20 protein-coding genes and 2 riboswitches are annotated in these 23,718 nt (G+C 73.1%); of the genes, 7 read left to right on the top strand and 13 right to left on the bottom strand.

Translation table 11 applies throughout. The features are described from left to right. Window positions 1–29: 29 nt before the first annotated feature. Window positions 30–539, bottom strand: a complete 510-nt coding sequence (locus tag DDP54_RS07620; RefSeq protein ID WP_109131235.1) for a YbaK/EbsC family protein — start codon at window positions 537–539, stop codon at window positions 30–32. 106 nt (window positions 540–645) lie between these two features. Here DDP54_RS07620 and hrpA point away from each other — a divergent pair, with 106 nt between their 5' ends. Further along, the gene (hrpA, locus tag DDP54_RS07615) at window positions 646–5,256 is read left to right on the top strand and encodes an ATP-dependent RNA helicase HrpA (RefSeq protein WP_242448287.1); all 4,611 of its coding nucleotides are present in this window, start codon (window positions 646–648) and stop codon (window positions 5,254–5,256) included. 86 nt (window positions 5,257–5,342) lie between these two features. On the opposite strand, the gene DDP54_RS07610 is transcribed toward hrpA, so the two are convergent. Continuing rightward, complete coding sequence (locus DDP54_RS07610; RefSeq protein ID WP_242448206.1) at window positions 5,343–6,941, bottom strand: IS1634 family transposase; 1,599 nt, start codon at window positions 6,939–6,941, stop codon at window positions 5,343–5,345. Window positions 6,942–7,070: 129 nt separating this feature from the next. On the opposite strand from DDP54_RS07610, the gene DDP54_RS07605 reads away from it, so the two are divergent. The 4 genes from DDP54_RS07605 to metE all read left to right on the top strand — a co-directional run bounded on the left by DDP54_RS07605 (window position 7,071) and on the right by metE (window position 11,628). Next, the gene (locus DDP54_RS07605) at window positions 7,071–7,286 is read left to right on the top strand and encodes a hypothetical protein (RefSeq protein ID WP_109131233.1); all 216 of its coding nucleotides are present in this window, start codon (window positions 7,071–7,073) and stop codon (window positions 7,284–7,286) included. A gap of 69 nt (window positions 7,287–7,355) precedes the next feature. Next, complete coding sequence (locus DDP54_RS07600; RefSeq protein WP_109131232.1) at window positions 7,356–7,988, top strand: DNA-3-methyladenine glycosylase I; 633 nt, start codon at window positions 7,356–7,358, stop codon at window positions 7,986–7,988. A gap of 94 nt (window positions 7,989–8,082) precedes the next feature. Next, a riboswitch (SAM riboswitch) is annotated at window positions 8,083–8,177 on the top strand. Next, window positions 8,171–9,277, top strand: coding sequence for a methylenetetrahydrofolate reductase (locus DDP54_RS07595; RefSeq protein WP_109131231.1), 1,107 nt, complete (start codon window positions 8,171–8,173; stop codon window positions 9,275–9,277). It overlaps the preceding riboswitch by 7 nt. Before the next feature lie 2 nt (window positions 9,278–9,279). Further along, complete coding sequence (gene metE / locus DDP54_RS07590; protein WP_109131230.1) at window positions 9,280–11,628, top strand: 5-methyltetrahydropteroyltriglutamate--homocysteine S-methyltransferase; 2,349 nt, start codon at window positions 9,280–9,282, stop codon at window positions 11,626–11,628. A gap of 187 nt (window positions 11,629–11,815) precedes the next feature. Here metE and DDP54_RS07585 read toward each other — a convergent pair whose 3' ends face one another. From DDP54_RS07585 to DDP54_RS07575, 3 genes are all read right to left on the bottom strand, one after another. Then, entirely contained in the window at window positions 11,816–12,265 is a 450-nt protein-coding gene (locus tag DDP54_RS07585) for an Hsp20/alpha crystallin family protein (protein WP_197711337.1), read from the bottom strand. Between the two features lie 130 nt (window positions 12,266–12,395). Beyond that, the gene (locus DDP54_RS07580) at window positions 12,396–12,818 is read right to left on the bottom strand and encodes a (deoxy)nucleoside triphosphate pyrophosphohydrolase (protein ID WP_109131228.1); all 423 of its coding nucleotides are present in this window, start codon (window positions 12,816–12,818) and stop codon (window positions 12,396–12,398) included. 26 nt (window positions 12,819–12,844) lie between these two features. Continuing rightward, entirely contained in the window at window positions 12,845–13,969 is a 1,125-nt protein-coding gene (locus DDP54_RS07575; RefSeq protein ID WP_197711336.1) for a putative sulfate exporter family transporter, read from the bottom strand. A gap of 70 nt (window positions 13,970–14,039) precedes the next feature. Here DDP54_RS07575 and DDP54_RS07570 point away from each other — a divergent pair, with 70 nt between their 5' ends. Further along, the gene (locus DDP54_RS07570; protein ID WP_109131227.1) at window positions 14,040–15,023 is read left to right on the top strand and encodes a LysR family transcriptional regulator; all 984 of its coding nucleotides are present in this window, start codon (window positions 14,040–14,042) and stop codon (window positions 15,021–15,023) included. Here the strand turns inward: DDP54_RS07570 and DDP54_RS07565 are convergent. The 8 genes from DDP54_RS07565 to DDP54_RS07530 all read right to left on the bottom strand — a co-directional run bounded on the left by DDP54_RS07565 (window position 14,984) and on the right by DDP54_RS07530 (window position 23,086). Further along, on the bottom strand, window positions 14,984–15,217 hold the full coding sequence (locus DDP54_RS07565; RefSeq protein WP_109131226.1) for a helix-turn-helix transcriptional regulator: 234 nt from the start codon (window positions 15,215–15,217) through the stop codon (window positions 14,984–14,986). The genes DDP54_RS07570 and DDP54_RS07565 overlap by 40 nt on opposite strands. Before the next feature lie 229 nt (window positions 15,218–15,446). Further along, window positions 15,447–15,827 (bottom strand): glycine cleavage system protein GcvH, encoded by a 381-nt coding sequence (gcvH, locus tag DDP54_RS07560; RefSeq protein WP_109131225.1) that lies wholly within the window; start codon window positions 15,825–15,827, stop codon window positions 15,447–15,449. A 59-nt stretch (window positions 15,828–15,886) separates the two neighbouring features. After that, window positions 15,887–17,065 (bottom strand): glycine cleavage system aminomethyltransferase GcvT, encoded by a 1,179-nt coding sequence (gene gcvT, locus DDP54_RS07555; RefSeq protein ID WP_109131224.1) that lies wholly within the window; start codon window positions 17,063–17,065, stop codon window positions 15,887–15,889. Beyond that, window positions 17,062–20,097: an aminomethyl-transferring glycine dehydrogenase gene (gcvP, locus tag DDP54_RS07550; RefSeq protein ID WP_109131223.1), complete on the bottom strand. Its 3,036-nt coding sequence runs from the start codon at window positions 20,095–20,097 to the stop codon at window positions 17,062–17,064. Before gcvP ends, gcvT begins: the two co-directional genes overlap by 4 nt. Window positions 20,098–20,226: 129 nt before the next feature. Next, window positions 20,227–20,322: riboswitch (glycine riboswitch) on the bottom strand. A 10-nt stretch (window positions 20,323–20,332) separates the two neighbouring features. Continuing rightward, on the bottom strand, window positions 20,333–20,914 hold the full coding sequence (locus tag DDP54_RS07545) for a cysteine hydrolase (RefSeq protein ID WP_109131222.1): 582 nt from the start codon (window positions 20,912–20,914) through the stop codon (window positions 20,333–20,335). 36 nt (window positions 20,915–20,950) lie between these two features. Continuing rightward, window positions 20,951–21,406 carry a hypothetical protein gene (locus DDP54_RS07540; protein WP_146192383.1) on the bottom strand — a complete coding sequence of 152 codons (456 nt, stop codon included), beginning with the start codon at window positions 21,404–21,406 and terminating at the stop codon, window positions 20,951–20,953. After that, a complete protein-coding gene (locus tag DDP54_RS07535; RefSeq protein WP_109131220.1) occupies window positions 21,403–22,491 on the bottom strand; it encodes a lactate dehydrogenase in 1,089 nt (362 codons plus the stop codon). The genes DDP54_RS07540 and DDP54_RS07535 overlap by 4 nt, the downstream gene beginning before the upstream one ends. Before the next feature lie 52 nt (window positions 22,492–22,543). Continuing rightward, the gene (locus DDP54_RS07530; protein ID WP_197711335.1) at window positions 22,544–23,086 is read right to left on the bottom strand and encodes a GNAT family N-acetyltransferase; all 543 of its coding nucleotides are present in this window, start codon (window positions 23,084–23,086) and stop codon (window positions 22,544–22,546) included. A 60-nt stretch (window positions 23,087–23,146) separates the two neighbouring features. Here DDP54_RS07530 and DDP54_RS07525 point away from each other — a divergent pair, with 60 nt between their 5' ends. Next, window positions 23,147–23,692 (top strand): MOSC domain-containing protein, encoded by a 546-nt coding sequence (locus DDP54_RS07525; RefSeq protein WP_109131219.1) that lies wholly within the window; start codon window positions 23,147–23,149, stop codon window positions 23,690–23,692. The last annotated feature ends 26 nt before the right edge of the window (window positions 23,693–23,718 follow it).

The raw sequence follows: 23,718 nt of genomic DNA, 5'->3' as shown, positions 1-23,718 counted from the left end.
GGTGTCCTCGCCCTCCGGGCTGTCGGCAATCAGCTGGGGTCGGTCACATCAGCCTTCGTCGCGCCGAGCGCATCGATGAGCGCCGTCCCGTCGATCGTCGCCGCGACGCCGTGAGCCCCGGCGCCGATCGAGACCGTGCGTCCCGCGACGCGTTCGTCGGCGATCACCGGCCACGCGCGCAGCGAGCCGAACGGTGTGATGGTGCCGCGCTCGTAGCCGGTGACGGCCTTGGCGGTCGCGGCGTCGGGCATCGACAGGCGGCTCACGCCGAGCAGCGCGCGGAGCTTCGGCCACGAGATGGTGCGGTCACCCGGGACGAGGACGAAGAGGAAGTCGTCGTCCCCGCGCCGCACGACGATCGTCTTGATGATGTCCGCAGGCGTGACGCCGCGGGCCGCCGCGGCCTCGGCGAGCGACCCGACCCGACCGTGCCGGGCGAGCCGGTACGCGATGCCGGACGCGTCGAGAGCCGCCGTCGCGCGGTCCTCCCCCGACGTCGGTGTCGCGTCAGCGGTTCCGTCAGTCCTCTGCTCGCTCATGGCGAGCCACGCTAGGCACTGCGGCTGCGGACGGCCAGCCGGCGCGGCTGCCCCTGCGGCGGCGGCTCGGAGATCTCGGTTGCGGCAGCAGGGAGAATGGTCAGTCGTGAGCACCGCGGGCGAGCAGCAGCCGCCGGCGCCCGACGCGGCCCGTCCGCCCCGTCGACGCCGGGGTGCTCGGCGCGCCCGCCCGGCGGTGGCTGACTCGGAACGGAACGCCGTGCGCGAGCGCGGCCCGTCAGAGCGTGGCAGTTCAGACCGCAGCACGTCCGAGCGGCGTCCGTCCGAACGTCGCTCTGCTGGCCGCAATCCGTCCCGCCGCGCCGAAGCCCGCCGCGCCGTCGTCGTCCCGCCCATCACGTATCCCGAGCAGCTGCCTGTCTCGGCCCGCCGCGACGAGATCTCCGCCGCGATCCGTGACCACCAGGTCGTCATCGTCGCGGGTGAGACCGGGTCGGGGAAGACGACGCAGATCCCGAAGATCCTGCTCGAGCTCGGCCGCGGGCGCGACGGGCAGATCGGCCACACGCAGCCGCGGCGGATCGCGGCCCGCACGGTCGCGGAGCGCATCGCGTTCGAGCTCGGCACGTCGCTCGGTGAGATCGTCGGCTACCAGGTGCGGTTCACCGACGAGTCGAGCGAGCGGACGCTCGTCAAGGTCATGACCGACGGCATCCTGCTCGCGCAGATCCAGCGCGACCCGATGCTGCGGGCCTACGACACGCTGGTCATCGACGAGGCGCATGAGCGCTCGCTGAACATCGACTTCATCCTCGGGTACCTCACGCGGCTGCTCCCCCGCCGCCCGGACCTCAAGCTGATCATCACGTCCGCGACGATCGACTCGGCGCGGTTCGCCGCGCACTTCGCGGGCCCGGCGAGCGCCGATCACCCCGACGGAGTGCCGGCGCCGGTCGTCGAGGTGACCGGGCGCACGTACCCGGTCGAGGTCCGGTACCGGCCGTTGTCGCCGGACGACGACGCGTCGGACGACGGGCCCGCGGCGTCCTCGGGCGGGGGCCCGAGCAGCTCGAAGGGATCACGGTCGGGGGCGACGTCGGCCAAGGCGCGACGCGAGGACCGAGACCCGATGACGGCGCTCTGTGAGGCCGTCGACGAGCTGCACGCCGCCGGTCCCGGCGACATCCTCGTGTTCTTCTCGGGAGAGCGTGAGATCCGGGACGCCGAGGAGGCGCTGACGGGCCACCTGGGCGAGCGGGTGACCGATCCACGTCGTCCCGATGCGGTCGAGCTCCTCCCCCTGTACTCCCGGCTGTCTGCGGCCGAGCAGCACCGCGTGTTCGACCCGCACGGCTCACGGCGCATCGTGCTGGCGACGAACGTCGCGGAGACGTCACTGACCGTGCCGGGCATCCGGTACGTGATCGACCCCGGGACCGCGCGCATCTCGCGCTACTCCAAGGCGACGAAGGTCCAGCGGCTGCCGATCGAGCCGATCTCCCAGGCGTCCGCGAACCAGCGGTCGGGGCGGTGCGGGCGCGTCGCGGACGGCATCGCGATCCGGCTGTACTCCGAGGCGGACTTCGAGTCGCGGCCGTTGTACACCGAGCCGGAGATCCTGCGTACATCTCTGGCGTCGGTCATCCTGCAGATGATCGCGGTGGGGGTTGCGACGACCCCCGACGACGTCGCGAAGTTCCCGTTCGTCGATCCCCCGGACGTCCGGGCGGTCCGCGACGGCGTCCAGCTGCTCACCGAGCTCGGTGCCCTGGCGCCGGTCACGTCGCCGGCCCCTCCCGCGCCCGCGGCGGACGCAGCCGAGGAGCACGCCCCGGCAGCGGGCAAGCGCGGCGGCCGGCTGACCGACGTCGGTCGCGCGCTCGCCCAGCTGCCGATGGACCCCCGGCTCGGCCGCATGATCGTCGAGGGCGGCCGGCGCGGGGTCGCCCGCGAGGTCATGATCATCGCCGCCGCCCTCTCGATCCAGGACCCCCGCGAGCGTCCGATGGAGTACCGCGCCCAGGCCGACCAGGCCCACGCGCGGTTCGCGGACCCGACGTCGGACTTCCTGACCTACCTCAACCTGTGGCAGTACCTCAAGGAGTCGCAGCGCGACCTGTCGGGATCGGCGTTCCGCCGGATGTGCCGGTCCGAGCACCTCAACTACCTGCGGATCCGCGAGTGGCAGGACGTCGTCACGCAGCTGCGCGAGCTGGCCAAGCCGCTCGGGATCGTCGTGAACCCTCCCCCGTCCCGCACGGCGAACCTCGCGGCAGACCGGCCCGGGGCCACGGCGACCGAGCCAGCGACCGCGACCGCCCCCGCGACCGCGCCCCGCCGCCGGACCGCTCCGGGCGCGGCGCAGGCCGTCCTGTCGACCGAGACCGTGGCCGGGCCCGGTGACCTGCGGCTGGACTGGGACGCCGACCGCATCCACCTGAGCCTCCTGTCCGGCCTGCTGAGCCAGATCGGCATGCAGGAGGCGACCGATGTGACCCCCACGGCGGGTCGCGGCAAGAGGCCCGCAGCCACGGGCCGGCCCGACCGTCGCGGCCGCAACGAGTACCTCGGCGCGCGCGGTGCGCGGCTCGCGATCTTCCCCGGATCCGGCCTCGCCAAGCGCCCACCCGCGTGGATCATGGCCGGTGAGCTCGTCGAGACGTCCCGGCTCTGGGCGCGCGACGTCGCGCGGATCCAGCCCGAGTGGGCCGAGGACCTCGCGGCGCACCTGGTCAGGCGGACGTACTCGGAGCCGACCTGGTCGACGAAGCAGGGCGCCGCGATGGCGCTCGAGCGCGTGCTGCTCTACGGCGTCCCGATCGTCGCGCAGCGGCGGGTCCTGTACGCGAAGGTCGACCCCGAGCATGCGCGCGAGCTGTTCATCCGGCATGCCCTCGTCGAGGGCGAGTGGACCACGCACCACGCGTTCTTCCACGAGAACCGTCGGCTGCTCGCGGAGGCCGAGGGCCTCGAGGCGCGCGCCCGCCGTCGTGACCTGGTGGTCGACGACGACGTCCTGTTCGACTTCTACGACGAGCGCGTCCCCGCCGACGTCGTGTCGGCGCAGCACTTCGACACGTGGTGGAAGACCGCCAAGCGTTCCCAGCCCGACCTGCTGACGTTCACGCCCGAGCTTCTGCTGAGCGACGACGCGGCCCGGGTGTCGGCCGCGGACTTCCCGGCGGTCTGGCCGCAGGGGGATCTGCAGCTGCCCCTGACCTACCAGTTCGAGCCTGGTACAGAAGCCGATGGCGTGACTGTACATATACCCCTGGTGCTGCTCGCGCGGGTCCGCCCCGAGGGCTTCGGCTGGATGGTTCCGGGCCTGCGCGACGAGCTCGTGACGGCGACGATCCGCGCGCTGCCGAAGCCCGTGCGGGTCCAGCTCGTGCCGGCGCCCGACGTCGCACGCAGCATCGGGGCATGGTTCGACGAGAACCTCGCGAGCTGGCAGGACACCGTGCGCGCCGGCGACCTCGCGCCGTCCTTCCACGACGCGTTCGCGCAGGCCGTCCGCGCGGTCCGCGACGTCGACGTCCCGGAGGACGCGTTCGACGACGAGCGCCTGCCCGCGCACCTGCGTGTGACGTTCCGGGTCGAGGCCGATCGTGGGGGAGTGCTCGACGAGAGCAAGGACCTCATCGCGCTTCAGCGTCGCCTCGCGGCCCGCACGCAGGACGCCGTGAGCTCGGCAGTCCGCTCGGCGGTCCGCACCGCCATGCGCGACGCGGTCAGCGCGGCACCGAGGACCCCGTCGGCCCCGGCGGGCACCGTGGTGGCGGCCGCACCCAGGGCCGCGGTCCGCCCGCCGGCTCCCGGCGCCCCGAGCGAGGTGATCGGCAAGCCCGCGCTGGCCGAGCAGGTGAGCCTGACGGCGTGGCCCGCGGGCCTGCCCGACGGCGCGATCCCGCTGACGGTCGAGACCGACGGACCCGGCGGGGTCCGCGTCCGCGGCTACCCAGCGCTCGTCGACGAGTCGTCGGCCGTGGCTCTGCGGGTGCTCGCCGACCCGGCCGTCCAGGTCGAGTCGCACCGCCGCGGTCTGCGCCGCCTGCTCCTGCTCGACACGGGTCTCGCGACGGCCCGGGTGACGACGCGCTGGTCGGGCACGCAGGCGCTGACGCTCGCCTCGGGCCCGTACCGCACCACGGACGCGCTGGTCACGGACGTGCAGCTCGCGGCGATCGACCGGCTCGTCGCCGAGCACCTCGCGGGTCGGCCGGCGACCGAGGTCCGCTCCGCGACGACCTACGCCGCGCTGCGGGCTGTCGTCCGGGACCGCCTCGAGGACGCGGTGCACGCCGTCGTCACGGACGTCGTCGCCGTGCTGACCGCCGCACGGGAGCTCGACGTCGCGGTGCGCGCGTCGAACAGCCTGGCTCTCCTCGCGACGACCCACGACGTCCGTGACCACGCCGCGCGGCTCGTCCACGACGGGTTCGTCTCCGCGACCGGCGCGGACCGCCTGCCCCATCTCGCCCGGTACCTGCGCGCCGACCGGCACCGCCTGACGAAGGCCGCCGACAACCCGCACCGTGACGCCGAACGGGCGTGGCAGGTCCACCAGCTCGAGGACGCCTACACCGCCGCGCGAGACCAGGTGAGGTCGGCGTCCCGCGACCGCTCGCGCGAGGTCGCGCTCGACGACGTGCGCTGGATGCTCGAGGAGCTACGTGTCTCGCTGTTCGCCCAGCAGCTCGGCACGCCTGTGCCGGTGAGCGACAAGCGCATCCGCAAGGCGCTCGCCGAGGTCTGATGTGCGGTCGGTCTGCCGGGAAATCGCCCGGTCGGTGGGGCGTTGCGGGGTTCGACCGGGATTAGGCCCGACTCGTGCCACTTGCCTTAGTGACCGGTTTCGAGTCGGTTGAGGATGGCGCGGGCGGTCTCGGTGAGGTCGGGGTCGAGGGTGAGGCGTTGGCCGTTGATCTCGATGGTTGCTGAGCGTGCGGTGCGCAGGGCCTGGACGATCTTCTTGATGCTCATGCCGGTGAGGTCTTGCAGATGGCGGGCGACGGCCAGGGCGGCGAACACCACCGTCAGGTGGGCTTCGATGGCGTCGCGTTGGTGGTGGAACACGGGCCGGGCTCGTAGGTCGGACTTGGTCATGCGGAACGACTGCTCGACGTGCCATAGGTCGTGGTAGGCCGCGATGACCGCCGCGCCGTCCATCGTGGCGGTCGGCAGGTTGGTGACGTAGCCCTTGAGGCCCGCCAACTGGCGGGCCCGGTCGATGGTGGCCTGGTCGAGTTCCTTGGTGGCTCCGGTGATCTTGAGGAACCGGGCCTTCTTCAACGGGGCGCGGCCGTCGGCGATCTTCTCGGCCCGGTCGATCATCGCGTTGATGGCCTTGTTGTCGTGCTGCTCGCGGGCGAACTTCCACTGGTAGACCACCCGCCGGGCCCGGGCCGCCTTGCCGGTGCCCATGTCCCGGGTCGATTCCAGGACCTGCCCGTCGGTGAAGTAGTTGCCGTGCCGTTCGAAGTGATCGGCCAGGTCGTAGGGGGCCCGGGTGATCCGCGAGCCGACGATGAAGCAGAACCCGGCGTCCTCCAGGGCGTTCAGGTTGCCCGCCGAGAGCATCCCGGCGTCGGCGACGACGACCAGGTCCGTGACGTCGTGCCGCTTGCCGAACGCGGTCAGTACGGGGATCAGAGTGGTCGTCTCGGCCTTGCTGCCCTCGAACAGGTGCACCTCGAGCGGGAACCCGCCCGGGTCGACCAGCAGCCCGACCTGAACCTGGGGGTCCACGCGGTGCTCCTTGCTCATCCCGACCCTGCGCAGCTCGTCCTCGTCCGGCCGCTCGAAGTGCAGCGTCGTCACGTCGTACAAGATCAGGACCGATGTCCCGGTGGTGCGGACCGAGTGCGCCCACGCGGCCCTGGCCAACGTGTCGCGGTAGTCCTGGGCCTGGCACCGGGCCAGCGACCGGAACAACGTGCGCAGGCTGACCGCCGGTGCGTCGAGTTCGTCCAGGACGCGGACGACCTCGGCCTTGGAGGTCGGCTCCACGATCCGTGCCAGGACCATCGCCCGGAACCCGTCATCGCCCAGGACGTCGAACCCCAGCCGGGTGTATTCGCTGGTCAGGACCTTCCACAACAGGTCCGCGGAGGTCCCCACGACCCGCCCACCTGCGGCGACGGCCGCAGGACGCCCACCGGCCGCCGGCGTCGCCGGCTGCAGGAGCAGTTCCGGTTCGGCGGTCCAGTCCGCGACGTCGTCCATCCGCGCCGGGACCACCAACAGGTCCCCGAGGTCCAGGGCGTCTTGGCCTGGGGACAGCCGCTCACGCGCTACGGCCAGCAGCAACGCGAGCTCGGCATCGCTATGCGCTGACCCGACGTGCTCGACCTGTTCGACCTGCCGGCCCCGGCGCGTGACGATCTGGACCGCGACCGCTCCCGAAGCGGTGCGGACCTTGCGCACGAACCGCGAGACCACCCCCGAAGGCTTGCACGACGAGGTTCTTAGTGACCACATCGCACCCGAGCGCACAACGAAACAGCAGGTCAGCGACCCGCGCCCACCCTCGAGGACCGAACGTGGCACGAGTCAGGTTAGGCTGCGGCCATGACTGACGGACCGGACCGCAGCGACGCGGAGCGGGACGCGCTCGCCGCCCTGACCGGCCCGAGCCCGCTCCCGGACGAGCAGATCCTTGCCGCCGTCCAGGAGGGCCTCGAATCGGTCGTCGCAGGTTCCCCGAACGCCTGGTTCGATGTCCCGCGGCAGCGGAACCCCGCCCAGCCGAAGTCGCTGACGACGCGGCGCAACGACGAGCGCTGAGTCGCCGCGCGTCCGCAGAGCTGTGGAGAACCGCGCGCTGCTGTCAGGCCTGGGCGGCAGACTCCACGCATGACCGCTGACACGCCGCCCGCACCCACCGGCCCTGAACGCGCCGAGCCCGCACCCACCGAGCCCGGCCCGCCAGCTGCCCCGCGCTGCTTCGGTGACGGCGACCCGCTGTACGAGGCGTACCACGACGACGAGTGGGGGGTGGCGGTCCACGGCGACCGTGCGCTGTTCGAGCGCATCGCCCTCGAGGGCTTCCAGTCCGGGCTGTCGTGGATCACGGTGCTGCGCAAGCGCCCGGCGTTCCGCGCGGCCTTCGAAGGCTTCGACCCCGAGCTCGTCGCGCGCTTCGGCGAGGCCGACGTCGCGCGCCTGCTGTCGGACGCCGGGATCGTGCGCAACCGCGCGAAGATCGAGGCCACGGTGGCGAACGCCCGTGCGCTGCTCGCGCTCGTCGAGTCGGGCCGCACCCTGGACGAGGTGGTCTGGTCGCACGCCCCGGTCGCGCTCGGGCGCGAGCGCCCGGTCACGTGGGCCGACGTCCCGAGCCTGACCGACAAGTCGAAGGCCCTCGCTCGTGAGCTCAAGAGCCTGGGTTTCCGGTTCATCGGGCCGACGACCGCCTACGCTTCCATGCAGGCGTGCGGCCTGGTCGACGACCATCTGGCCGGGTGCCGCGTGGTTCTGGCGCGCTGACGGTCCGGCGCGCTCCGGCAACCAGATCGCGGGACCGGAGTATCTCGCCAGTTGAGAAGCGTTGCTCAGCATCCGGGATGGGTCTAGCATCGGGCCACCATCCAGAGCGGTCGAGAGTCCTGGCTCACTGACGCCGCAGCAACCCCCCTCGAGCGAGGGTGTGGGTGCTTCCGCCAGGCCCGATGGAGTTGAACCATGATCTGCTCGGCACCGTGTCCGTGGACCCCGTCCGGGGTCTCGCCGTGACCGCCACACCCGAGGCGTCGGTCGACGCCCGCACCGAGGCGGCGCCCCGGCACCGGGCCACCCTCGCGCCCATCGACCGCCCGACGGTCTCGTTCGAGCTGTTCCCGCCGCGCAACCCCGACGCCGCCCCCAAGCTCTGGGCGACGATCGAGGCGCTCGGTGCCGCACGCCCGGACTTCGTCTCGGTCACGTACGGCGCGTCGGGCAAGACCCGCGACACGACGCGCGGGCTCGTGCGCCGTCTGCTCCGCGAGACGTCCCTCAACCCGATCGCGCACCTGACCTGCGTCGGGACCTCGCGCGACGAGGTCACGGCGGTCGTCGAGGAGTTCCTCGACGAGGGCGTGCGCTCGTTCCTCGCGCTGCGGGGCGACCCGCCCCTCGACGAGCCGGACTGGCACCCGCACCCGCAGGGTCTGTCGACGGCCGCCGAGCTCGTCGAGCTGCTCCGCGAGATCGAGGCCCGCCGATGCTCCACGAGCCCCGCGCAGAAGGTCCGCGCCACCGTCCGGCCGCTCTCGATCGCCGTCGCGGCGTTCCCTCGCGGCAACGCCGGCACGGGGAGCACGCGTGCGCAGGACGTCGCGGCGCTGCTCGCCAAGCAGGAGGCCGGCGCCGACTTCGCGATCACGCAGGTCTTCTACGAGGCGTCGGCGTACCTCGAGCTCGTGGCCGAGGCGCGCACGGCGGGCGTGACCATCCCGATCATCCCGGGCATCATCCCGACGACCGACCCGGCCCGCCTCCTGCGCGTCGAGGGCCTCACGGGCGTCCCGGTGCCACGCGACCTGCTCGCGCTGCTCGGCTCGGTGGACGACGAGATCGAGCGGCACCGCATCGGGATCCGTGCGAGCGTCGACCTCGTCAACGGCGTCCTCGACGGCGGCGCCCCCGGCGTCCACATCTACACGTTCAACACGCATCACGCCGCACTTGACCTGCTCGAGGGTGCACACCTCGGCGGGGGAGCTCCGACAGCTCCCGACCAGGCCAGCGAGCCGCAGGTCGCCGCACCCCAGACCGACCACTCTCCGAGGGGCTGATCATGACCAGCACGACCACCACACCCGCCGTCCCCGAGTTCCCGGCGGGCACGATCCTCGGCTACCCGAGGATCGGGCCCCACCGTGAGCTCAAGAAGGCCCTCGAGGCCTTCTGGGCAGGCAAGACGTCCGCCGACGACGTCGAGGCCGTGGCCGCTGGCCTGCGCAAGCAGACCCGCGCCCGTCTCGCCGGGCTGGGGCTGCGCACCGACGTCCCCGCGATCCCGAGCGCGTTCTCGTTCTACGACCATGTGCTCGACACGACGGCCGTCGTGGGCGCAGTGCCGGCCCGGTTCGCGGACCTGGCCGACGCCGACGGCCGCCTCGACCTCGCGGGCTACTCGACGGTCGCGCGCGGCCGCGGCGACGACCTGCCGCTCGAGATGACCAAGTGGTTCGACACGAACTACCACTACCTGGTCCCCGAGATCGGCCCGGAGACGACGTTCCGGTACGCGAGCGACCGTCCCGTGCGCGAGTTCGCCGAGGGCCTCGCGGACGGCGTGCTCACGCGCCCGGTCCTCGTCGGACCCGTCACGTACCTCGCGCTCGCGAAGCCCACCGAGGGAGCCCCCGAGGGCTTCGAGCCGCTCGACCGCCTCGCGGACCTGCTGCCCGTCTACGTCGACCTCCTGCGCGACCTGGCCGCGGCCGGCGCGACCTGGGTCCAGCTCGACGAGCCCGCGCTCGTCTCGGACTCGCTCACCGTGACGCCCGAGGCCGTCCGCGCCGCGGTCACCGAGGCCTACCGGGTGCTCGCGACCGAGCTGGCTCGCCCCGACCGCCCGGCGATCCTCGTCGCGGCCCCGTACGGCGACCTCGGTGCCGCGCTCGGCGTGCTGGCCGCGACCGACGTCGAGGGCATCGCGCTCGACCTCGTCCGCGGTGCGGCACCGACCGTCGCGGTGAAGGGGCTGACCTCGAAGGTCGTCGTCGGCGGCGTGATCGACGGTCACAACATCTGGCGCGCGGACCTCGACACGAAGCTGCAGGTCCTCGAGCAGCTCGAGACGCTCGGCGCGGCCCAGGTCGCCGCCGGGACCTCGACGTCCCTGTTCCACGTCCCGCACACCGTCGAGGACGAGCCCGCCCTCGACCCGACGCTGCGCGGATGGCTCGCGTTCGCCGACCAGAAGGTCGCGGAGGTCGTCACGCTCGCCGAGGGCCTGACCGAGGGGCGCGAGGCGATCCACGCCGAGCTGCTCGCGGCCGGCGACGCGGTCCGGTCGCGCGCCGCTGCGCCCGGCGTCGTGCGTCCCGAGGTCCGGGAGCGCGTGGCCGCGCTGACCGAGGGCGAGTTCCACCGCGGTCCGTTCGCCGAGCGCCGGTCGGCCCAGGCCGCGCGTCTCGCGCTACCGCCGCTGCCGACGACCACCATCGGCTCGTTCCCGCAGACGCCGGAGATCCGCAAGGCGCGCGCAGCCCACGCGAAGGGCGACCTCACGACCGAGCAGTACGAGGACGAGATGCGCGCCGAGATCCGCCGCGTCGTCGAGCTCCAGGAGGCCATCGGCCTCGACGTCCTCGTCCACGGTGAGCCCGAGCGCAACGACATGGTGCAGTACTTCGCCGAGAACCTCGACGGGTTCGCGGTCACGCAGAACGGCTGGGTGCAGTCCTACGGCTCGCGCTGCACGCGGCCGTCGATCCTGTGGGGCGACGTGTCGCGGCCCGCGCCGATCACGGTCGCGTGGACGACGTACACGCAGTCGCTCACGACGAAGCCGGTCAAGGGCATGCTCACGGGCCCGGTCACGATCCTTGCGTGGTCGTTCGTGCGCGACGACCAGCCGCTCGCCGACACCGCGAACCAGGTCGCGCTCGCGCTGCGCGACGAGATCGAGGACCTCGAGGCTGCCGGGATCGCCGTCGTGCAGGTCGACGAGCCTGCGCTGCGGGAGCTGCTGCCGCTCAAGGCGGCCGACCACGCGGCCTACCTCGACTGGTCGGTCCGCTCGTTCACCCTCGCGACGTCGGGCGTCCGCCCGGACACCCAGATCCACACGCACCTGTGCTACTCGGAGTTCGGCGAGATCATCGGCGCGATCGACGGCCTCGACGCCGACGTGACGTCGATCGAGGCGGCGCGCTCGAAGATGGAGATCATCGGGGACATCGCGGGTGCCGGCTACGCGCGCGGCATCGGTCCGGGCGTCTACGACATCCACTCGCCGCGGGTCCCGACCGAGGGCGAGGTCACCGAGCTGCTGGCCGAGGCCGTGAGGTCGATCGACGCGGACCAGCTGTGGGTCAACCCCGACTGCGGGCTCAAGACCCGCCGCTACGAGGAGGTCAACCCGTCGCTCGAGCACATGCTCGCCGCGACGCGGGCGGTCCGCGCGACCCTCTGAGCGCGAACGCGGCGTGAACGACGCCGAGCCCCGGTCGGCCTGGCTCGACCGGGGCTCGGCGTCTGCACGGGCTGGATGGCCCGGGCGGGCTCCCACCCACCCGGGCCACCGGTCTCAGCCCGTGGCCGCGCGCTAGCTCACTGCTGAACCGTCGCACGGTCCGTCGGACGGGTTCACGCGACGACGACTAGGCCGTGTGCTCGGCCGTGTGCTCGGTCGTCTGGGTGATCGTCGCGGGCTGGCTGCCGTGCTGGACCTCGATCTTGCGCGGCTTCGCATCCTCGGAGACGGGGATGCTGAGCGTCAGCACGCCGTCGGTGTACGTCGCGTCGATCTTGTCGAGGGCCATGCCGCGGCCCACGGTGATCTGGCGGACGTACGAGCCGGTGGCGCGTTCACGGAGGAACCACTGCACGTCGTGCTCGTCGGCGGACCGCTGGGCACGGAGCGTGAGCGTGCGGTCCTCGACGTTGAGGTCGATCGTGCCGGGGTCGACACCGGGCAGGTCGCAGTGCAGGACGTAGTGGTCACCGGAACGGAAGAAGTCCATCGGCATCGTCGCTGCTGCTCGGGCGGACCCGAACATCTCGCCGACAAGCCGGTCCATGTCCTGGAATGGGTCGAATCGCGTAGCCACACCCATCACCTCCCTGAAGGTGAGGCACCGGACCGCCCGATGCCTCGGAACGGGCCCGACCCGGAAAGTCGTGCGGGGCCGGGCGGCTACGCCTTCAATTTTGGCACTCGTCGAGCGCGAGTGCCAGGCCTCAGAGCGATGCGTGGCGAGCGGCGAGCGCCTCGACGATGCGCACGTCGGCGTCCAGCCAGGGCACCGTCATCCAGTGCCCGACGGGCAGCCACTGCACGCGGTCGTGCTCGACGAGCGGCTCCGGGGTGCCGTCCTGGAGCTCGGCCAGCCAGAGCCGCATCGTGTACTGCTCCGAGAGCAGCCAGGCGCCGTCGTCCGGCCCGACGAGCTCGGGGCCGAGCGAGATCCGGACCCCGAGCTCCTCACGGATCTCGCGGTGCAGTGCCTCCTCGGGGGACTCCCCGTCGTCGACCTTCCCGCCGGGGAACTCCCAGCGCCCCGCGAGGCTCGCGGGCACGGCGCGCCGTGCCGTCAGGAGCTCACGCGGGTCGTCGAGGTCGTCGACGATGGCGGCGGCCACGACGAGCACGGGCGGGTTCATGCCAGCGAGTCTGTCAGGTCGACAGGTCAGCCGAGGGCACCCACGGCCAGCAGCCCCCCGAGGCTGACGGTCATCGCGACGGTCGTCGCGACCGCGCCGAGGAGGACGGCCCGTCCGCCCGACCGGGCCAGCCGTGCCACGTGCACCTGGGTGCCGAGACCGACCATCGCCGCTCCGAGCGCGAGAGTCGTGGCGCCGTGCACGACGGGGACGGCGACGTCGGGCACGCCCCCGACGGTCCGGACGGCGACCGCGACGAGGAAGCCGATGACGAACAGCGGCACGACCGGGACGGCGGCGCCCCCCGAGCGGGCGCCTCCGCGACGTCGGACCACGCCGACCGCGGTCACGAGCGGGGCGAGGAGGACGACCCGCGCGAGCTTCGCGACGACGGCGACCGAGAGCGCGGCCGCGGAGACCGCACCGGCCGCTGCGACCACCTGCGCGACCTCATGGACCGACATGCCCGCCCACAGCCCCGCGGTGCGATCGCTCAGGCGGGCGGCCCGCGCGACCACCGGGACGACGAGGATCGCGACGCTGCCGTAGAGCGTGACGAGCGCGACGGCTGTCGCGACGTCGTCGTCCTCGGCGTCCGCAACGGGGCTCATCGCGGCGACGGCGGCCGCGCCGCAGATCGAGAAGCCGGTCGCCACCAGGAGCGTGAGGGACCGACCGACCCGGAGCCGGCGCCCGAGCCACAGGGTCGCGCTGAAGGTCGTCGCGACCGTGACGACCAGCACGCCGAGCTCAGGCGGCCCGAGCGCGAGCACGTCGCGCGCGGAGAGCTGGAGGCCCAGCAGGACGACGCCGGTCCGGAGCACGCGTCGACCGACCCAGGCCAGTCCGCGCTCGAACGATGCGGGGACCGCATGCGCCGCTCGCGCGACCACGCCGAGCACGATGGCGACGAGCAGGGCCGGTGCCGCGGGGGCCGTCAAGGTGAGCGCGAGGCACGCGCCGGACACGGCGAGCGCCGCGAGTGCCCCGGGGACCACCGACTGCGGACGGGGGAGCGCGTCGTCGCCCCGCCCGCGTCGTCGCGGCGTAGGCAGGGACAGCGACGACGGTGGGGGCACTCGCGGCGTCGGGACCTCCACGTGCGGGACGACGGGCGGCGCCGCGGGGGCGAGCGGGTGGGGCGGGGTCACCTGGACGACTCTGGTCGACGGGCGGCCCCCGCAGAACCCCGACCTCGCTGTCGACCCCTAGCCTGAGGCTATGACCACGGATCCCGTCGCGAGCCGGCGGACACCGCTCGCCGCCCTCGAGCTGCTCGTCGCGATCGAGGCCCACGGCTCGATCACCGCCGCGGCGCACGCTCTCGGCATCGCGCAGCCGTCGCTCAGTGCCGGTCTGCGGCGCCTCGAACGCCAGACCGGGCTCACCCTGGTCACCCGATCGCCGTCCGGCACCGTGCTGACCGAGCTGGGACGACGGGTCGTCGGGCGGGCCGCGGACGTCATCGCAGCGTCGGACGCCTTCGAGGGGGAGGTCACGGCGCTGCGGTCGGAGCAGGGAGGCCGCCTCACCGTCGCGGCGAGCATGACCATCGCGGAGTACCTCGTGCCGCACTGGCTCTCGGCCCGGCCGGCCGGGGCGGCCGTCGTCGACCTCGACGTGGCCAACTCACGTGACGTGATGGAGGCGGTCCTGCACGGGCGGGCGGACCTGGGGTTCATCGAAGGCCCGGACCTCGCTGACGGGCTGCGGTCCAGGACGATCGGTCATGACACGTTGCTGGTCGTGGCGGCGCCGGGGCACCCGTGGGCCGCGCTCGACCGCGCGGTCGGAGCTGCGGAGCTGGCCGCCGCGCCGCTCGTGCTGCGTGAGGCCGGCTCCGGGACCCGGGCGACGCTCGAACGTGCTCTCGAGGCGGCAGGTCACCCGTTGGTCAGTACGCCGGCCCAGCTCGGCTCGACGGCCGCGGTGAAGTCGGTCGTGCAGGGAGGCCGCTCGGTCGCGGTGCTCTCGGCGCTGACGGTCGCGGCCGAGCTCGCGCTCGGCACGCTGCGCGAGGTGCAGGTCGAGGGCGTCGACCTGCGGCGCGAGCTGCGCATGGTCTGGGCGCGGGGGCGACAGCCGGCCCCGGCGGCGCGCGAGCTCGCAGCTCTGGTCGTCGGCCTCACTCGCGACGGCCGTGGCGACCAGGACGCAGCGTCAGGTCAGCGGAAGCCGTTCGCCTCGGCCCAGGCCACGGCCTGAGCGCGCGTCGACACACCGATCTTGCGGTACACGCTGCGCACCTGGGACTTGACCGTGTTCCGCGTCACGAACAGACGCGTCGCGATCTCCTCGAGGGTGACATCCTCCGCGAGCTCGGCGAGGACGACCCGCTCGCGGCGGGTCAGGGGCTCGTTGAGCTGAGACGTCTCACGCGTTGCCTCGAGCATGGTCATCGTGTCCTCCGGTGTGCTGCACGGCGCCCGGGGTGAAGGGCCCTGCGTGCCGTGGTCGAGCGGCTGTTACTAGAGGAGATCGGCAGGCGACGCGTTTATGACGCGTTTTTCACCCATCAATCACCCGAGACGTTGCCGAGCGAGCTTCCGACGGACACACCGAAAGGTAGATGTGCAGGTCAGGGAGATACATCGATGATGAGAGGGTGATGAGATTCACCCGTTCGGGCTAGTGCCCGTCAGCCCCCGCGGTCGCCGCGTACTCCGCCGGCGAGAGCAGCGGTCCGCGCGACGTGACGGCCACCTTGATCAGCCAGCCCTCGCCGTACGGGTCGGAGTTCACGAGCGCCGGATCATCGACCACGGCTCCGTTGATCTCGGTGACCGTCCCCGAGACGGGGGAGAAGAGCTCGGAGACCGACTTCGTCGACTCGATCTCGCCGATGACCGCACCGGCGACGATCTCGTCGCCCACCGCGGGCAGCTCGACGTAGACGATGTCGCCGAGCGCGTCGGCGGCGGTCGCAGTGATCCCGACGGTCGCGGGGTCACCGCCGTCCAGCCACTCGTGCTCGGCGGTGTACTGCAGGTTGTCGGGAACGCTGCTCATCAGGTCTCCAGGTCGTGTGACGAAGGGTGGAGCGTGCGCGGCGCGCCACTCCTCAAGGTCTAGCGGGCTCGACGGTAGAAGGGAAGTCGAACGACCCGCACCGGCTCGCGGCGTCCGCGCACGTCGACCGCCAGAGCAGAGCCCGGTGCGCTCACCTCGGGGGTCACGTAGGCCATCGCGATGGGGTGGCCGAGCGTGGGGGAGGGTGCGCCGGACGTGACGTGCCCGACGACGGGGGCGTCCGCGGCGGTGCCGGTGAGGACGTCGTACCCGTGGCGCGCGGCGCGCCGGCCGAGCCCCTCGAGCCCGACGAGCACCCGGGCGGGCTCCGAGGTGTGCCGCGCGGCGAGCGCGGCGCGACCGACGAACGGGAGCGGCGACCCGTCGGGCGCGGTCTTGGTGAGGCGGACGACGCGACCCAGGCCGGCGTCGTACGGGGTGGTGGTCCGGTCGAGCTCGTTGCCGTAGAGCGGCATGCCGGCCTCGAGGCGCAGGCTGTCGCGCGCCGAGAGCCCCGCGGGCACGAGCCCGTGGGGTGCGCCTGCAGCGAGCAGGTCACGCCACAGCTCCACGGCGTGCTCGGCCGGCACGAACATCTCGAAGCCGTCCTCGCCGGTGTACCCGGTGCGCGCGACCAGGGCGGCGATCCCGGACACGGTGGCGTTCGTCGCCGTGTAGTACGCGAGGCCGATGACCGCCGCGCGGTCGGCGGGGTCGGTGACGGACGCGACGATCTCCTCGGCGCGCGGGCCCTGCACGGCGATGAGCGCGGTCGTCAGCGAGGCGTCGACCATCGTCGCGTCGAACCCCACGAGGCGCTCGGCCAGGGCCGCGCGGACCACGTGGACGTTGGACGCGTTCGCCACGACGACGAACGACGCCGGCGCCAGGCGGTAGACGACGAGGTCGTCGAGGACGCCGCCGTCCTCCTCGACGATCATCGTGTAGCGCGCGCGGCCGACGTCGAGGGCGGTCAGGTCGCCGACGAGCGCGTAGTCGAGGGCCGCCGCGGCCTGCGGGCCGGTGATCTCGAGCTCGCCCATGTGGGACAGGTCGAACAGGCCCGCGGCCGTCCGGACCGCGACGTGCTCGGCCAGGTCACCCGCGTACCGCAGCGGCATCTGCCAGCCGGCGAACGACGTCAGCGTGGCGCCCAGTGCGACGTGCTCGGCGTGCAGCGGGGACAGGATGTCGCTCACGGGAAGGCTCCGATCGGTCGGTGCGGTGGGGGTGGTCATTCGTACGACTCGATGGGCGGGCACGAGCACACGAGGTGCCGGTCGCCGTACGCGCCGTCGATGCGGCGCACGGGCGGCCAGTACTTGTCGGCCCGCAGGCTCGCGAGCGGGAAGGCGGCGAGCTCACGGCCGTAGGGCTTGTCCCACGCGTCGGCAGCCACCGAGGCGGCCGTGTGGGGGGCGCCGCGCAGCGGGGACTCCTCGACCGGCCAGCTGCCCGCGGCGACCGCGTCGATCTCGCCGCGGATCGCGACGAGCGCGTCGACGAACCGGTCGAGCTCGGCGAGGTCCTCGCTCTCGGTCGGCTCGATCATGAGCGTCCCGGGCACGGGGAACGACAGCGTCGGGGCGTGGAACCCGTAGTCCATGAGCCGCTTCGCGACGTCCTCGGCGGTCACGCCGGTCTCGGCGGTGATCGGTCGCAGGTCGACGATGCACTCGTGGGCGACGAGCCCGTTCGGGCCGGTGTAGAGGACCGGGTAGGACTCGTGGAGGCGCGACGCGAGGTAGTTCGCGGCCAGTACCGCGGTCTCGGTCGCGCGGCGCAGACCCTCGCCGCCCATGAGGGCCACGTAGGCCCAGGAGATCGAGAGGATGCCCGCCGAGCCGAACTGCGCCGCTGTCACGGGCGCAGCGACACCGTCCGCGTCCGCGCCGCCCGAAGCCGCGAGCGGGTCGCCCGGCAGGTACGGGACGAGGTGGGCGCCGACGCCGATCGGGCCGACGCCCGGGCCGCCGCCGCCGTGCGGGATGCAGAACGTCTTGTGCAGGTTGAGGTGCGAGACGTCGCCGCCGAACTCGCCCGGCCGCGCCAGCCCGACGAGCGCGTTGAGGTTCGCGCCGTCGATGTAGACCTGGCCGCCGACCTCGTGGACAAGGCTGCAGACCGTGCGGACGTCGGCCTCGAAGACGCCATGGGTCGAGGGGTAGGTGATCATGATCGCCGCGGTCCGCGGGCCGTGCTCCGCGAGCTTGGCGCGCAGGTCGGCGAGGTCGATCGAGCCGTCGTCGGCCGTCGCGACGACGACGACGCGCAGCCCGGCGAGCGCTGCCGACGCCGCGTTCGTGCCGTGCGCCGACGCCGGGATCAGGCAGACGTCCCGGACGGGCGCACCCTCGGCGCGGTTCGCCGCGTGGTACCCGCGGATCGCCAGCAGCCCGGCGAACTCGCCCTGCGACCCCGCGTTGGGCTGGACCGACACGCCCGCGTAGCCCGTGATCTCCGCGAGCCAGCCCGACAGGCTCCCGATGAGCTCGGTGTACCCCGCGGCCTGCTCACGCGGGACGTACGGGTGGATCGAGGCGAACTCGGGCCAGGTCATGGCCTCCATCTCGGCCGTCGCGTTGAGCTTCATGGTGCACGAGCCGAGCGGGATCATCGTGCGGTCGAGCGCGAGGTCCTTGTCGGAGAGCCGGCGCAGGTAGCGCAGCATCGCGGTCTCCGACCGGTACCGGTGGAAGACGGGGTGCGTCATGAACTCCGACGTGCGCCGCAGCTGCGTCGGCAGGTCGAGCGCGGGGTTGGGGTCGCCCACCGAGAGCCGGGGTGCCCCGGCCGCGACGAACGCCGCCACGACGGCCGCGAGGTGCTCGGGCGTCGTCGTCTCGTCGCACGCGACCTGGACGTGGTCGGCGTCGGGCGCCCAGAGGTTGATGCCGCGCGCAGCGGCTGCCGACACGACCACGTCGGCCCGGCCGGGCACGACGGTGCGGACGGTGTCGAAGAACGCGTCGTGCTCGACGACGACGTCCACGGCGCGCAGGTCCCTCGCGAGCGCCACAGCCCTGCGGTGCACCCGCTCCGCGATCGCCCGCAGGCCGTCGGGCCCGTGGTAGACCGCGTACATCGACGCCCCGATCGCGAGCAGCGCCTGAGCCGTGCAGATGTTGCTCGTGGCCTTCTCGCGGCGGATGTGCTGCTCACGGGTCGCGAGCGCGAGCCGGTAGGCGGGGGCGCCGTCCGCGTCGACCGAGACGCCGACGAGCCGGCCCGGGATCATCCGCTCGAGGCCGGTCCGCACCGCCATGTACGCCGCGTGCGGCCCGCCGTAGAACAGCGGGACACCGAACCGCTGCGCCGAGCCGACCGCGACGTCCGCGCCGAGCTCGCCCGGGGGGGTCAGCACCGTGAGCGAGAGCAGGTCCGCGGCGACGGTCACGAGCGCGCCCGCCGCCTTGGCCGCCGCGATCAGGGGAGCGAGGTCGCGGACGACCCCGGACGCGCCGGGTGCCTGCAGGACGATGCCGACGATCCCGCCCGGGCCGACGTCGGGCAGTCCCTCGCTCAGGTCCGCGACGACGACGGGGTGGCCGATCGCCTCGGCGCGCCCGCGCGTGACCGCGATGGTCTGAGGCAGGCACTCCGAGTCGACGACGACGACACCGTCGGGGCGACCCTTCACGGCACGGCGCATGAGGGCGACGGCCTCCGCGACGGCGGTCGCCTCGTCGAGCAGCGACGCGTTCGCGACCGGGAGCGCCGTGAGGTCCGCGATGACGGTCTGGAAGTTGAGGAGCGCCTCGAGCCGGCCCTGGGAGATCTCCGGCTGGTACGGCGTGTAGGCCGTGTACCAGGCGGGGGACTCGAGCAGGTTCCGGCGGATGACCGGCGGCGTGATCGTGTCCGAGTAGCCCTGCCCGATCATCTGCGTCATGACCGTGTTCTTCGCGGCGATCGCGCGCAGCGCGGCGAGCACCTCGGACTCGCTGCGGGCCACGGGCAGGTCGAGCGGACGCTCGGTGCGGATCGAGGCGGGGACGGCCGCGTCGATGAGCGCGTCGAGGGAGTCGTAACCGAGCCGCTCGAGCATCGTCGCCATGTCGCGCGAGCGCGGGCCGATGTGCCGGTCGGCGAAGTCCCGTGCGGCGTCCGTGCGGTGGGACAGCTCGACCGCGCTGAGGTGCGTCACGGCCGTCTGGTCGAGCTGGGGTGTCAGGTCGAGCGTTGCGGTCGGGTCGAGCTCGGTCACGTGGGCCTCCGGGAGTCGTCCGGCGGGCACCGGGACGGACGGGTGGCCTCCCCGCTCTGTCATCCGCCGCCCCGAGGGCATGCGACCTGAGAGTTTTGCCGGTCCGCCATGTGCCCTTGTGGGGCCCCGGGGCGCGCCGGCTTGCACCGTCGGTGGGACGCCCGTCGCCGGGAGCCCGCTTTCCAGAGTTGCCTCGCCGTGGCGGTACGGGGGCCTGAGAGTTTCCCGGGGAGGGTTTGCTCCTTCGGCGCCTCGCCGTGAACGGGAGGACTCTCCCGCCGCGGTTCGAGCAGCATGTTCAGTTGGACTGCGCCGCCAGCGTACCCGGCAGCAAGCCGATCCATCGGTCGACGTCCATCACGGTCGCCTGCTGCGGGAACACCTTCTCGGTCAGGACGCGGTGCACCTCGGGATCGATGTCAGCGCACGCGTCGGCGAGCACGGTGAGCTCGAAGTCGAGGTCCGCCGCCTGCCGGAGCGTCGAGAGCACGACGCCGCTCGTGGCGAGCCCGGCGAGGACCAGGCGCCGCACGCCGGACGCCCGGAGCACCGCGTCGAGCGCGCTGCCGGCGAAGGCGCTCACCCGGACCTTCGTGAGGACCGGCTCGTCGCCGACCGGCGCGACCGCCGCATGGATCTCGACGCCCTCCGGGTCGGCCGGGCGGCCGGCAGCGCGCTGCGGCATGCCCCCGAGCATGAGGTTCGTCGTCGCGACCTCCGGGAAGCCGGGCCGGAACGCCACGCGCGCGAAGATGACCGGGACCCCCGCCGCCCGTGCGGCACCCACGGCGCGGCCGGCAGCCTCGAGCACCTCGGGCGTGCCGTACCTGGCGACGACGTTGTTCTGGAAGTCCAGGACGAGCAGAGCGGTGTCGGGCAACGGATCATCCTTTGCTGGGCGATGGGTGGAGTGGGGTCAGAGGCCGACGATCACTGTTGCGGTCATCGCAGCGCCCTGCGCACGGGCATCCGCGACGACAGTCGTCACATCCGCGAGCGAGCCCTCGACGAGCACCGGCTGACCGGCCGACGCGTCGCCGGACCAGCGCACGTCGGCGTCGGCGGGCGGCGTGAACCCGACGCCGTCGGGCATCCGCACGACCCCCGCAGCGCGGACGGCCGGGTCGTCGGCCGAGCGCACCTCGACCGAGCGGACCACCGAGAGCCGCTCGACGGTCCGGACGAGCAGCTGCTGACGCCGGGCGCTCGCGCGGAACGTGACGGCGATCGTTCCGGCGTCGCCGTCGACGGCGCCGGTCGCCAGCGACTCGAAGCTGACCCCCCGGGTCGAGAACACGCTGGTCAGCGCAGTGAGCGTGCCTGGACGGTCGGTGCCGCGCACGAGCGCGACCCACCGCTCGCCGCCGTTCACGCGGCCGCTCCGGGCCGGCCGAGGTCCCACGGGGCGAGGGTCGCGTCGATGCGGTCGCGGCACTGGAGCAGCAGCTCGGCCTCGTCGGGAGCGGGCTCGTCGAGCAGCACCCGCGTCCACCCCTCGGGCCCGAGCACGACCGGCACGCCGAGGACCCCGTCGAGCCGGTGGCCGCCGACGCTCACCTCGCCGGCGAGCGCGACCTGCCCGGCGACGACGATCTCGCGCCCGTCGAGCAGCGTGTCCACGAGCTCGACCGTCGCGTTCGCGGTGCCCGCCGCGGTCTTCGAGCTGCTCTGGTGCGTCATCCAGGGCCGGGCGACCGCGCGGAGGTCGGGCGGCCAGGTGTCGATGAGGTCGAAGGCCGCACCCATGTCCTGCGCGGCGATCGCGAGCAGCCGGCCCTGCGCGTCGGCGAGCTCGGCGCCGAACGTCGCGAGCGTCCGCCCGCGCCGCAGCCCGTCGATCGCCCGACGACGCTCGTCCACGTCGAGACCGCTGATCCGCACGGTTGACCACAGCGGCACGAGGTCCATGCCGTGCTGACCTGCGACGAAGCCGCCGATGCGATGCCGCCGCAGCCCGAGCGACACCGCGATCTCGCGGCGGAACCGCAGGGTGTCGAGCCAGGCGCCCATGCCGATGACCCGGTGCCGCCCGAGCGCGCGCGCCATGACGGCCACGCCCAGCTCGACCGGGTTGGACACGACGACGACGACCTCGTGGCCCGACCCGTGCGCGGCGAGCGCGCGGGCGTAGGACTCGAACACCGCATGGTTGTCGGCTGCCAGCTGGGACCGGTCCGTCGAGCCGCCCGCGGTCGGCGGGGTCGTGCGGCCGGCAGCGACGACGATCACGTCCGCGACGACGTCGTCCGGGTCGAGCGCGACGTCGATCAGCGGCGCGTGCTCGTCGTACGCGTCCATGAGGTCCGCGCGCAGACCGTACGTCGCCCGCGCCGAGGCCCCGCCGGGGCGGCCGACGAGCTGCAGGCGGGACGACGTCGGGAGCACGCGCCGCTCGATGAGCTGCGTGCAGACCTGTCGTCCGATGTCGCCCGTCGCGCCCAGCACCGCCACGTCCATGGCCCCGACCGTACGGGCCGCACGTGTCGGGCGCGTTGCGGACGGTCGCCGCTCAGTCGGTCGGACCGCCCGCCGGCACCTCGTAGACGATCTCGAGCCCGTCCTCGTCGTCCCACTGGTCACCGACCTCGACGAACCCGTGCGCGAGCACGAGCCCGCGGGACACCGCGTTGTCGGGGCTCACAGTCGCGCGCACGACGCGGACGTCGGGCTCCGCCGCGGCCCGCGCGAGCATCCACCGCAGCGCGGCCCGCGCGTACCCGCGTCGGCGCTCGGCCGTGTCGATCGAGTAGCCGACCTCGACCATCCCGGCGTCGTCGGGCGGCCCGTGGAAGCCCGCCCGGCCGACGACGCGACCCGTCCGCTCGTCGACCACGACGCCGGTGACCCAGGCAGCAGTGCCCGCGTCGTCGGCGACCTGCCCGACGCGCATCTGCCACAGGTGCCGCGAGTCGGGTTCGACCAGGTACGGCGTCAGCGGGACGGTCACGTGCCGCTGCGCCTCGACGAGGTCACCCGCGGCGAGCGCCCGCAGCGCGGAGAGGTCGAGCTGCGCGATGCGCACCGACTGTTCGTTCTCTGGGGAGTCCACCACGGGCCGATGCTCTCAGGTCGAACGGGCCATGGCGTCATGCTTATCCGATACCGTCCCGGCATGGCATCGGGTGGAGTGGTCGTGGCGGTGAGCCGCAGCGCCGTGCACGGTTTCGCCAAGGTCAACCAGGACGTCGTGCGGCTCGCGGCCGGGGTCGGCGTCGAGGGGGACGTGCACTCGGGCATGGCCGTGCAGCACATGTCGCGACGCGGACCGAACCCGCCGCCGAACCTCCGGCAGGTCCACCTCATGCAGACCGAGCTGTTCGACGAGCTCGCCGGTCGCGGGTTCACGGTGGCCCCGGGCAACCTCGGCGAGAACATCTCGACCCGCGGCATCGACCTGCTCGGCCTGCCCGTCGGCACCCGGCTCCACCTCGGTGAGACCGCCGTCGTCGAGCTCACGGGCCTGCGCAACCCGTGCACGCAGATCGACGGTCACCAGGACGGCCTCATGCGGGCGGTCCTCGACCGCGACGCGGACGGCAACCTGATCCGCAAGGCCGGCGTCATGAGCGTCGTGCTCGTCAGCGGGCTCGTCCGGCCCGACGACGCGATCGTCGTCGAGCTGCCCGCCGGGCCGCACGCACCGCTGGCGCCGGTCTGACCCGGGCGCACCCGCGCCGGCCGGCC

This window comes from Cellulomonas sp. WB94 (genome assembly GCF_003115775.1).
GTDB lineage: Bacteria > Actinomycetota > Actinomycetes > Actinomycetales > Cellulomonadaceae > Cellulomonas_A.
The sequence above is the reverse complement of the archived record's forward strand: the minus strand, read 5'-3'. Positions and strand labels throughout refer to the sequence as shown.